The 10013-nt window shown below is 68.6% G+C and carries 12 protein-coding genes and 1 pseudogene; 11 read left to right on the top strand and 2 right to left on the bottom strand.

Features of this window, described 5'->3' with window-relative positions; all coding sequences use genetic code 11:
- Positions 1-182, top strand: a 182-nt coding sequence (locus tag ACTHMS_RS03660) for a helix-turn-helix domain-containing protein (RefSeq protein ID WP_243597483.1), incomplete at its 5' end; no start/stop codon positions are given.
- A 438-nt stretch (positions 183-620) separates the two neighbouring features.
- Here the strand turns inward: ACTHMS_RS03660 and ACTHMS_RS03655 are convergent.
- Complete coding sequence (locus ACTHMS_RS03655; RefSeq protein ID WP_440305314.1) at positions 621-2072, bottom strand: ThiF family adenylyltransferase; 1452 nt, start codon at positions 2070-2072, stop codon at positions 621-623.
- A 98-nt stretch (positions 2073-2170) separates the two neighbouring features.
- Positions 2171-2320 carry a hypothetical protein gene (locus ACTHMS_RS03650; RefSeq protein WP_440305313.1) on the bottom strand — a complete coding sequence of 50 codons (150 nt, stop codon included), beginning with the start codon at positions 2318-2320 and terminating at the stop codon, positions 2171-2173.
- A 236-nt stretch (positions 2321-2556) separates the two neighbouring features.
- Between ACTHMS_RS03650 and ACTHMS_RS03645 the strand changes: the two are divergent.
- The 10 genes and pseudogenes from ACTHMS_RS03645 to ACTHMS_RS03600 all read left to right on the top strand — a co-directional run.
- Positions 2557-3084 (top strand): annotated as a pseudogene (locus ACTHMS_RS03645) (ABC transporter permease); the annotation flags it as partial.
- Positions 3081-3875, top strand: coding sequence for an ATP-binding cassette domain-containing protein (locus ACTHMS_RS03640; RefSeq protein WP_440305312.1), 795 nt, complete (start codon positions 3081-3083; stop codon positions 3873-3875). The pseudogene ACTHMS_RS03645 and the gene ACTHMS_RS03640, both read left to right, overlap by 4 nt.
- 196 nt (positions 3876-4071) lie before the next feature.
- Entirely contained in the window at positions 4072-5079 is a 1008-nt protein-coding gene (locus ACTHMS_RS03635) for a LacI family DNA-binding transcriptional regulator (RefSeq protein ID WP_440305311.1), read from the top strand.
- Positions 5080-5177: 98 nt separating this feature from the next.
- On the top strand, positions 5178-5567 hold the full coding sequence (locus ACTHMS_RS03630) for a hypothetical protein (protein WP_440305310.1): 390 nt from the start codon (positions 5178-5180) through the stop codon (positions 5565-5567).
- A 49-nt stretch (positions 5568-5616) separates the two neighbouring features.
- Positions 5617-6558, top strand: a complete 942-nt coding sequence (locus ACTHMS_RS03625) for a phenol 2-monooxygenase (RefSeq protein WP_440305309.1) — start codon at positions 5617-5619, stop codon at positions 6556-6558.
- Positions 6555-6842 (top strand): MmoB/DmpM family protein, encoded by a 288-nt coding sequence (locus ACTHMS_RS03620; RefSeq protein WP_440305308.1) that lies wholly within the window; start codon positions 6555-6557, stop codon positions 6840-6842. The genes ACTHMS_RS03625 and ACTHMS_RS03620 overlap by 4 nt, the downstream gene beginning before the upstream one ends.
- Positions 6843-6855: 13 nt before the next feature.
- Positions 6856-8376, top strand: coding sequence for a YHS domain-containing protein (locus ACTHMS_RS03615; RefSeq protein WP_440305307.1), 1521 nt, complete (start codon positions 6856-6858; stop codon positions 8374-8376).
- Positions 8369-8698 (top strand): phenol hydroxylase subunit P4, encoded by a 330-nt coding sequence (locus tag ACTHMS_RS03610; protein WP_440305306.1) that lies wholly within the window; start codon positions 8369-8371, stop codon positions 8696-8698. The genes ACTHMS_RS03615 and ACTHMS_RS03610 overlap by 8 nt, the downstream gene beginning before the upstream one ends.
- A gap of 4 nt (positions 8699-8702) precedes the next feature.
- Positions 8703-9056: a 2Fe-2S iron-sulfur cluster-binding protein gene (locus ACTHMS_RS03605; protein WP_440305305.1), complete on the top strand. Its 354-nt coding sequence runs from the start codon at positions 8703-8705 to the stop codon at positions 9054-9056.
- The gene (locus tag ACTHMS_RS03600) at positions 9053-9967 is read left to right on the top strand and encodes a catechol 2,3-dioxygenase (RefSeq protein WP_440305304.1); all 915 of its coding nucleotides are present in this window, start codon (positions 9053-9055) and stop codon (positions 9965-9967) included. The genes ACTHMS_RS03605 and ACTHMS_RS03600 overlap by 4 nt, the downstream gene beginning before the upstream one ends.
- The last annotated feature ends 46 nt before the right edge of the window (positions 9968-10013 follow it).

The raw sequence follows: 10013 nt of genomic DNA, 5'->3' as shown, positions 1-10013 counted from the left end.
GACGAGTCCGTGCGGCGCTCAACCTCACTCCGCTCGGCTTCGTCCAACGGCTTCGCATCGAACGAGCTCGGCACCTCTCAGCAACCACGGACCTCACCTCCGCCGAGATCGCGCTACGGGTCGGGTACGCGAACGCCGAGACTCTGCGCTCCCTCCTGCGCAGGGAGCGACGCCGTTCCTGACCTATCGCCATGCCTTAGAACCACCTCTCAGCACGTCGCGTCGACGCTCCTGCGTCGCCCCTGGACGACCCACTCGACACGCCCGCAGCACAGGCCATGCGACGTGCCCCGGCTTCCCGGACGGTCGGGGTTGGGTGGCTGTGATGTCGCTGCGTTCTCGTCGAGAGGATCAGCAGACTCGATCAGAGTCGATTGGGCTAAGACGCGAAGGCGGTCAGGTCAGGGCGGCCGAAGCCCGCCGGCGGGGTAGCGTCGGACACGTCGAGGTCTTTCGGATGGATGGCGTAGGAACCTCCGTCGTCGGGAGACCTCGACGTCTATCTGCGGACCGACGCGCCCGGCCGACCTACACCGTCATCTGGGAAGAGCCGATTTGGTGTGGCAGCGCTTCTGCCTCGGTCTTGTACGCGACCTTGTCAGGGCGCGGGCATTTGGCTCTCATCGTTGGCGCTCCGCGCGGACTCTCGAGATGAGATGGGCGTCGTGTTGGCACCGGCATCCCGGTTGGGGGCGACGTGAATGGATCATGCCGTCGACCGGTCCGAAGAGGGCGTCGTATTCGACGTCGCGCAGCTCGCCCTGGGCGCCGTTCGTGCGCCGCAGCCACGCACCGACGACGAGGGCGGCGGCTTGCTGTGCGACGAACGCGGCGGAGGGGTCGTACTCCGACTCGGAACCGGTGAGACCGAGCGAGCGGGCGAGTCCGCAGATCGGCGTTCGTAGGTAGGGGGCAAGCAGATCCTGCTGATCGGCGGACAGTGGCGCTATGTCCTCCTCGGTGAGGAGGTCGCCAGCGGCGACGCGCGCGATCGGCAGGCCGGTGTGGTCTGCAAGCTTGCGCTCAACGCTGGCAGTGGTTGAGAGGTTGGGGTAGTAACAGCGGAGGCACGGGCCGTCGGCAGTGGCCTCGGCCAGGCCGACGCTTGTTCCGGTTGCCCCGCCCGTGCTGCCGTCGAGGGTGAGGTCGGCGTGCAGGCTCGCAATCTCGTGTCGGGCATCGACTGAGTCGACGGCGCCGAACACGATGTCGGGCATCTCTTCGTCGCCGTTGTCGATGGCCAGGATGAGGTCGCGGGCGGTGCCCTTCAGCGGCCGGATCTCGAGCTGCGGAAGTTCGCGCTCGAGCAGGTTGACCTTATCGATCCGCTGCGCGGCGTCGGCTCTGCCGCCGAGGCTGTAGGTGGACACGTTCGGCTCGTCGAAGGTCTCGGGGTCGACGACGGTCATGCCTCCGCGCGCGCCGAGAGCCCGCAGGATCAGGCCGATCGCCGTGCCGATCGCGCCCGCCCCCACCAGAGCTGTCCGGTGCAGGACGGGTACGGGGACTGCAGCCGCTTCCGGTTCGGTGAGAGTTACGGGGCAGAAGTCGACCCGGTCGAGGAGGCGGCGGCGGTTCGGCGTGATCGGGACGATGGTTTTGAACGCCTCGGCAGTCAGAACGGCGGCTGCGAGGATCGCGCCGAGACCTGTCGCAGGCGCCGTGCTTTCGGGGAAGGCGTGACCTCGTCGGCGTAGCCGGACACCGTGTCCGTCGGCCACGGCGGAGATGTCCGCGGTCGGAAACGCGGTTCCGACGGCGATATGCAGGGCTCGTTTCGGCGCTGGACCGGCCTGTAACGGTCGGTCTGGATCGATCTCCTGGAGGCGTCGCACGATCCGCTCAATGGCGTCCTGCGGCGGAGCGAATGCGCTGGTCGCGTCGAGATAGAGCTTGAGGGGCAAGCGGCGCAGATTGGCGAGCAACACCTCTGAGGTGAGCTCGGCCTGTGGTGTAGTCCGATCAATCGACACGAGAACGGCCGCGTTCTCGACGGCATCACGCACAGCGGCCGGGTCCGTGTTCGCGGATACGCCGGCGAGGCGCAACGGGCGGCTGTAGTCGGTGGTCATTGGACGCCGTCCGCGTCGACGGTGATCAAGTCCATGGGCGCTGCTTGGATCACCTGTGCGGGCACGTGGTCATGCCAGTCGCCGTTGCGGTAGACCCACTAGCCCCAGTCGGCGGGGTCCAGGGGCGGGGCGGCGAAGGAGGGGATGACGCTGGCGATGAAGCCGGGCACGCGGATCGTGCCGACGCGGTCGATCGCCGACAGGAAGGCGTGATGCTGGTGCGAGTGGAGGTGCGCGACGGCCTGCAAGCCGCGAGCTTCGGCGTGTGTGAACAGCTGGTCAATGACCGGCATGGTGAGGACGAACCGCCCCGGTCCACGAATGACGCCTGCGGTCCCGATGAGGGCGACCGAGGTGACTCGCGTGTCGCCGATTGATGCGAGGAGAAGTGCGCCTGTTTCGACCCCTTGGGCGCCGTGTTGGCGGACGTCACGCAGGAGTGCGTCGACGCCGGCGGCGGGTAGCTGTAGCGGCGTGGTCATGCGGCTCGCCGCCCGACGGGTTCCTGACCGCGACCGGGAAGACCTTCAACCTCGGCAGCCTCACCCTCACCTGGGGCGTCGTGTTCATGCTGCTGCTCTACGTCGGCTTCTCGTTCGTGCTGCGGCAGACCGCCTGGGGTCGGCATCTCTATGCCGTCGGTGACGACCCCGAGGCGTCCCGGCTGGCCGGCATCCGCACCAACCGCGTGCTGTTGAGCGCGTACATCGTGGCCGGTGCAGTGTTCGGGATCGCGGCCTGGATCTACATCGGCCGCATCAACGGCGTCGACCCGAACGGTGGGTTGAACGCCAACCTCGAGAGCATCACCGCCGTGGTGATCGGCGGGACGAGCCTGTTCGGTGGCCGCGGTGTCATCGTCGGGTCCTTGATCGGAGCCGTGATCGTGCAGGTGTTCGAGAACGGGCTGGCGATCGCCGGGGTGAATCAGAACTACCAGGTCTTCGCCGTCGGCGTGCTTGTCATCGCCGCCGTCGCCATCGACCAATGGATCCGGAGCGTGAAGTCATGACCTCACCGGTGCTCGAGGCGCACGGCCTCGTCAAGACCTTCGGTCACGTGGTCGGCCTGGCCGGCGTCGATCTGCAGCTCTACCCGGGGGAGGTGCTCGCCGTCATCGGCGACAACGGCGCCGGGAAGTCGACGCTGATCAAGTGTCTGTCCGGAGCGATGCAACCCGACGCCGGCGAGATACTGGTCGACGGCCGCCCGGTGAGCTTCCGCAGCACGCAGGAGGCGCGCGCGGCCGGGATCGAGACGGTGTACCAGACCCTCGCCGTCGCGCCCGCGCTGGACATCGCCAGCAACCTGTTCCTGGCCCGCGAGCGGCGCCGCCCGGGCGTGCTCGGGTCGGTGCTCCGCATGCTCGACACCGGCGGTATGAAACGCGAATCGAAGCGGCACATCGACGAGCTGGGGATCAGCACCCTGCAGAACATCAACCAGGCCGTCGAGACGCTGTCGGGCGGCCAGCGCCAGGCGGTCGCCGTGGCCCGCGCGGCCGCCTTCGGCGGGAAGGTGGTCATCCTCGACGAACCCACCGCCGCGCTCGGCGTCCGCGAGACCGCCCAGGTGCTCCGGCTGGTGCGCGACCTTCGTTCCCGTGGCCTCGGCGTCATCTTGATCAGCCACAACATGCCCAACGTGTTCGAAGTGGCGGACCGCATCCACATCCAGCGCCTCGGCCGAGGCGCCGGCGTCATCACGCCGAAGTCGCACACCCCCTCGGAAGCCGTCGCGATCATGACGGGCGCCGCCACGCTGACGCCCGACGACCGGGTCGCCACGGTCAAGCTGGCCTAGTCGCCAGGGCGGATCGGTGACACCCCGCACGAGCGCGCCACCGCGCCGGAGCAGAATGCTCTGGTGCTGCTGTTCCCGACGAGTGTGGCGTCGCCGCCCATGACCGGAGCCATCGTCCTGGGGGATGGCGGACACCGGTGTCCCGGGACGGCGGTGAATCGTGTCCTCAGTTCCTGACCGCCGTGACCGGCCGACGATGCGCGACGTGGAGGCGCTCGCCGGTGTCGGGCTCAAGACGGTCTCCCGCGTGGTCAACGACGTGCCGACCGTGGCGCCGGACCTCGTCGAACGCGTGCGCGCCGCGGCGGACAAGCTGGGCTACCGGCCGAACCTCACCGCGTCCAACCTGCGACGCGGGGACGGCCGGACGCACACCATCGGGCTGCTCGTCGAGAACGTCGGCAATCCGTTCTCGGCCGCCGTCCACCGCGCCGTGGAGGACGTGGCCCGCCGACACGGACTGTTCGTGCTCGCCGGAAGCCTCGACGAGGACCGCGATCGCGAGTACGACCTGCTGCGCGCGATGATCGACCGGCGCGTCGACGGCGTCCTGCTGGCGCCCGCAGGCGACGACTACCGACACCTCGTCACGGAACAGCAGGCCGGGACCTCGATCGTGTTCATCTACCGGCGCCCGGCCTCGCTGGTCGCCGACTGCGTCGTCAGCGACAACCGCGGCGGCGCCGCCGCGGGAGTCCGGCATCTGATCGCTCACGGCCACCGGTCGATCGCCTACCTCGGCGACCGTTCGTCGATCGCCACCGCGCGAGAGCGGTACGCCGGCTACACCGACGCGCTCGCCGGAGCGGGCCTCGCCATCACGCCGCACTGGGTGCGTCACGGCCTGCACTCGGTCGACGAGGCACGGGTCGCGACCCTGGAGTTGCTGACCGGGGAGCACCCGCCGGAGGCCCTCTTCACCGGCCAGAACCTCGTCACCATCGGCGCCGTCCGCGCGCTGTACGAGCTCGGACGGGAGTCGACCACCGCGCTCGTCGGCTTCGACGACTTCCTGCTGGCCGACGTGCTCCGCCCCGGCGTCACCGTCGTGGCACAGCAGCCCTACGAGATCGGTCGGCTCGCCGCCGAGCGCCTGCACGCCCGCATCGCCGGGGACGACAGCCTGCCGCAAGCGGTCGTGATCGACACGGTCCTCATCGAGCGCGGGTCGGGCGAGATCCCGCCGAGCACGCCCGTCCGGTAAGCGCGACCGTCGCCCACCCGGCAGGCGACCCCCAGGGTTGTTCCGCTTGGCGGAACGGCCGGAAGTGACGGGCTGCGGGCGGTGAACAGTACGCCGGCATGACACCGTTCATGGTGAAAGTGGTCGAGGTCGCCGGCGGCGAGCGCGCCGACCGGGTGCAGCTCCGCCCGAGCGAGCCGATGCCCACGGTCGTCGGCGCCGACGAGCAGGTGATGGCTCGTGCGCTGGCCGAACAACTGGTCTCCGAGGCCAACGCCGTGCTCGGCGGAGCCGTCGAACTGCGCGACGAGTTGGTGGCCGGGCGGCTGTCCTTCGAGCTGCGGTACAAGCAGCGCCGCGCGCTCGTTTCGACGACCTTCGGTGGTGGCACGTCCGTCGCCCGGCTCGACGACAAGGACGTCGCGCTGGACAGCCCCGAGCAGGTGGAGGCCCTGCTGCTGCAGCTGCTCGAAGAACCGTTCCCGAGCGCGGAACGCGGCCCGCTGTAACCGGCGTCACCGCGCAGAGTTCCCGCCATCGACCCCAGGAGGCACCACGGTGCAGTACGAACTCCGCCAGCAGGTCATCGAACCTGAGCGTCCCACCTTCACCCCGCTGATCGCGCGCTACGGGGGCCGGCCGGCCACCCGGTACGAGGAGGCCTCGATCGGCGTCCAGCCGCGCGAGAACTTCCACTACCGCCCGCTGTGGGACCCGCAGCACGAGATCTACGACGAGACCTACAGCGAACTGCGGCTGAGCGATCCGGACGCGTTCACCGACCCGCGGCAGTACTACTACACGCCGTACGTGTCCCACCGCGCCGCGTTGCACGACGCGTTCGGCAAGTCGCTCGACTACGTCGGCGACCGCACGCTGCTGCAGCGGCTGCCCGAAGGGTGGCGCGCCGTCGTGCAGGACCTGTTGCTGCCGCTGCGTTACTACGAGTCCGGCGCGCAGCTGCTGCTCGTCAACGGAGCCCGCTTCGCCTACGGCACCACGGTCGAGCAGTGCCTGTCGTTCGCGGCCTTCGACCGCATCGGCAACGCCCAGCTGATCAGCCGCATCGGCATCGCGCTCGGCGAGAACACCGACGCGGCGCTCGCGCCGACGAAGCAGGCGTGGCTCGACGACGACGGGCTGCAGGGCCTGCGCCGGTACGTCGAGGAACTGCTGGTCGAGCCGGACTGGGCGGTGGCAACGGTCGCGCTGGACCTGGTCGACCGGCTGCTCTTCCCGCTCATCACCCGCGAGCTCGACGAGGCGGCGCTGCTCGACGGCGCCGGCGCATACAGCCTGCTCGTCCAGCACCTGGCCACCTGGTACACGGACAACCGCAAGTGGCTCGACGCGCTGACCGCCGCCTGGCGCGACGACCCGGAGCACGCCGATCGCAACCGGGCCGTGCTCGACGACACCACCACCACCTGGCAGCCGCGCGCCGAAGCCGCCGTTGCCCAGTTCCGCCAGGCGATCCAGCAGCGAGGAGTGCTCACATGACCGCGACCGTCCGGGACGTCGGCGTCCACGTGCAGGAGTCCGGCGACGACATCCGCCAGATCGTCGCGGCGATCGAGCAGGACAACCCGCAGGCCCGGGTGAGTTACCTGCCGGGCATCGTCACCATCACCGCACCGGGCGAGCTGGTGATCAACCGCGAGAGCGTCGAGACGCGCCTCGGACGCGAGTGGGAGACCTACGAGTTCCAGCTCGCCATCGTCAGCTACATCGGCCACATCCGCGACTGGGACGACGACCGCATCGTCGTCAGCTGGGACCACTGAGGGAGCTATTGCCATGGCCAAGATGTCGATGAAGGCGCGGTACTCCGCGCTCACCCGCGACCTCGCGTGGGAACCGAGCTACGTCGAGCCGGAGCGGGTCTTCCCGCACACCACGTTCGAGGGCATCACGATCCACGACTGGTCGAAGTGGGAGGACCCGTTCCGTCTCACCGTGGACGCCTACTACAAGTACCAGGCCGAGAAGGACAAGCGGCTCTACGCCGTCCTCGAGGGCTTCGCGCAGTCGCAGGGACACCTGACCCTGTCGGACGCCCGCTACGTCAACGCGATGAAGATCTTCCTGCAGGGCGTGACCCCGTTGGAGTACGCGGCGCACCGGCACTTCGCCTACCTCGGCCGGCACCTCAACGGCCCCGGCCCGCGCTTCGCCGCGCTGTGCCAGTCGGTCGACGAACTGCGGCACACCCAGACCGAGATCCACACGCTGTCGAACTACAACAAGTACTACAGCGGGCTGCACAACTGGTCGGAGCAGTTCGACCGCGTCTGGTACCTCTCGGTGCCGAAGTCCTTCTTCGACGATGCCGTGTCGGCCGGCCCGTTCGAGTTCCTGATCTCGATCAGCTTCGCCTTCGAGTACCTGCTGACCAACCTGCTGTTCGTCCCGTTCATGTCGGGTGCGAGCTTCAACGGGGACCTGCCGTCGATGACCTTCGGCTTCTCGGCCCAGAGCGACGAGAGCCGGCACATGACCCTCGGCTTGGAGGCGATCAAGTTCCTGCTCGAGCAGGACGAGGCCAACGTGCCGATCGTGCAGGGCTGGATCGACAAGTGGTTCTGGCGCGGGTACCGGCTCACGTCGTTGGTGGCCGCGATGCTCGACTACATGCTGCCGAAGAAGGTGATGAGCTGGAAGGAGTCCTTCGAGCTCTACTTCGAGAAGCAGATGCTCGAGGGCCTGTTCCCCGACCTCGCCTACTACGGCATCCGGCCGCCGCTGCACGTCGAGGAGGCCAGGGCCGAGAAGGAACTCCTCTCGCACCAGGTCGCCTGGACGCTGTACCAGTTCTCGTTCGCCGCGGCGTTCACTACCACCACGCCGACGTCCGAGGAACTCGACTGGATGTCCGCGCAGTACCCCGAGACCTTCGACAAGTTCTTCCGTTCGAACTGGGAGAAGGCCGCGAGGATGGCCGAGGACGGGAAGCGGTTCTTCTTCCAGGGCCTGCCGCAGCTGTGCCAGACCTGCCAGGTGCCGATGCTGTTCACCGAGCCCGGCGACCCGGAGACGATCTGTCAGCGCAGCAGCGACTACCGGGGCGAGCACTACAACTTCTGCTCCGACGGGTGCAAGTGGATCTTCGACCGCGAGCCGGAGAAGTACGTGCAGGCCTGGCTGCCGGTGCACCAGATCTACCAGGGCAACTGCGGCGGCCCGTCCGTGCCGGAGGTCCTGGCCTGGTACGGCCTGCAGGACGGCGACGGCGGCGAGTACGTCGGCTCGAGGGACCACAAGAACTGGCGGGACTGGCACGCCGGCGCGGGTGTCGACACGGCGAAGGTGGGTGGCTGACGTGGGCGTCAAGGCGATCGGCGAGTACGACTTCCCCTCGCGCTCGCGCAAGGAGCTCTACGGCGACGACCAGCTCGTGAACGTGCTCTGGCGGGGCAACCGCTTCCTCGCCGCTGCGGCGACCTTCCGCGCCCCGACCGCGATGCCGTTCGGCGAGTTCGTGTCGGCGCTGGTGGAGCCGTGGGCGTCCTCCGATCCGGACTACCGGCCCGGCGCCGCGTCGTCCTGGCAACTGGACGGCGTCCCGATCGAGCCCTCCGACGACGCCTCGCTCGAGGCGATCGGCGTCGGGCACAAGCACGTCCTCTCGTTCAGCGTCTAGACCGATGCCGCGCCTCACCGTCGCCGGCACCGATGTCGCGGTCGAGACCCAGGCCGGGGAACCGATCCTCAAGGCGCTGAGCCGATCCGGCTACAGCCACCGGTTCGGGTGCCGGCGCGGTGGGTGCGGCATCTGCAAGGTCGTCCTGGTCTCCGGCGAGGTCGACTACCCCGACACCGTCTGCGACCAGGTGCTCTCGGAGGCCGAGCAGGACAGCGGCCTCTGCCTCACCTGCCGCGCCGTTCCGCGCACCGACGCGGTCATCCGCCTCACCGACAACGACAAGCTGCGCTGCATCGCGCCGCTGCTGGCCACCTTGGTCAGATCAGTCAGACCACCGAAGGAGCAATCGTCATGAGCGTCATGCGGCTGGGCTACGTCCACACCCGGGTCACCGATCTGGCCGAGTCCCTCAAGCACTACCACGAGACCCTCGGCATGCAGGTCGTCGCCGAGGAGCCTGGCAAGGTCTTCCTCAAGGCGTGGGACGAGTACGACCACCACTCCGTCGTCCTCGAGGAGGGCGGTGTGGGGCTGGTCAAGCTCGGCTACAAGGTCGAGCGGTCCGCCGACCTCGAGGACTACGAGAAGCGGGCGCAGCAGTTCGGCGTCCTGACCGAGCGGATGAGCAAGGGCGACAACCTCGCGGTCGGCGACGGGGTGCGTCTGGTGCTGCCCTCGGACCACGTCGTCGAGCTGTACGCCGACGTCGAGCAGACCGGCACCGCCACCGGCGTCCTCAACCCGGAGGCGTGGCCGCGCGACCTCGTCGGTGTCGGTGTACCGCGCATCGACCACACGCTGATCACGGCCGAGGACCCGGTGGCCGTGGAGCGGTTCTTCAGCGAGGTCCTCGACTTCCGCGCCTCGGAACGGGTCGTCACCGAGCCGGGCGAGGACGGTGACCTGCTCGGCTCGTGGATGTTCTGCTCGAACACCCCGCACGACATCGCGTTCATCAAGGGGCCGAACGGCAAGCTGCACCACTTCGCCTACCAGCTGGCCGACTGGTCGGAGATCCTGCGCGCCGGCGACCTGTTCGCGATGGACGACGTCTCCGTCGACGTCGGGCCCACGCGGCACGGGATCACCCGCGGCACGACGATCTACTTCTTCGACCCGTCCGGGAACCGCAACGAGGTCTTCGCCGGTGGGTACATGACCTTCCCCGACTTCCCGACCATCACCTGGACGGCCGACGAGCTGGCCAAGGGCATCTTCTACATCGGGCGGGAACTCAACGAGCGATTCACCAGCGTCCTGACGTGAGTGCGATGATCGGACGCGTGACGGGTCGCGCGTCCGACGGCGAGGT

Source organism: Jatrophihabitans sp., assembly GCF_051960575.1.
Taxonomy (GTDB): Bacteria; Actinomycetota; Actinomycetes; order Mycobacteriales; family Jatrophihabitantaceae; genus JBQCEE01.
This window is presented reverse-complemented; position numbering and strand designations above follow the sequence as displayed.

What these genes read in the sequence shown, in the direction of transcription:
- ACTHMS_RS03655 (WP_440305314.1), bottom strand. Translation starts at nt 2,072, where the DNA reads ATGACCACCGACTACAGCCGCCCGTTGCGCCTCGCCGGCGTATCCGCG.
- ACTHMS_RS03640 (WP_440305312.1), top strand. Translation starts at nt 3,081, where the DNA reads ATGACCTCACCGGTGCTCGAGGCGCACGGCCTCGTCAAGACCTTCGGT.
- ACTHMS_RS03635 (WP_440305311.1), top strand. Translation starts at nt 4,072, where the DNA reads ATGCGCGACGTGGAGGCGCTCGCCGGTGTCGGGCTCAAGACGGTCTCC.
- ACTHMS_RS03630 (WP_440305310.1), top strand. Translation starts at nt 5,178, where the DNA reads ATGACACCGTTCATGGTGAAAGTGGTCGAGGTCGCCGGCGGCGAGCGC.
- ACTHMS_RS03620 (WP_440305308.1), top strand. Translation starts at nt 6,555, where the DNA reads ATGACCGCGACCGTCCGGGACGTCGGCGTCCACGTGCAGGAGTCCGGC.
- ACTHMS_RS03615 (WP_440305307.1), top strand. Translation starts at nt 6,856, where the DNA reads ATGGCCAAGATGTCGATGAAGGCGCGGTACTCCGCGCTCACCCGCGAC.
- ACTHMS_RS03605 (WP_440305305.1), top strand. Translation starts at nt 8,703, where the DNA reads ATGCCGCGCCTCACCGTCGCCGGCACCGATGTCGCGGTCGAGACCCAG.
- ACTHMS_RS03600 (WP_440305304.1), top strand. Translation starts at nt 9,053, where the DNA reads ATGAGCGTCATGCGGCTGGGCTACGTCCACACCCGGGTCACCGATCTG.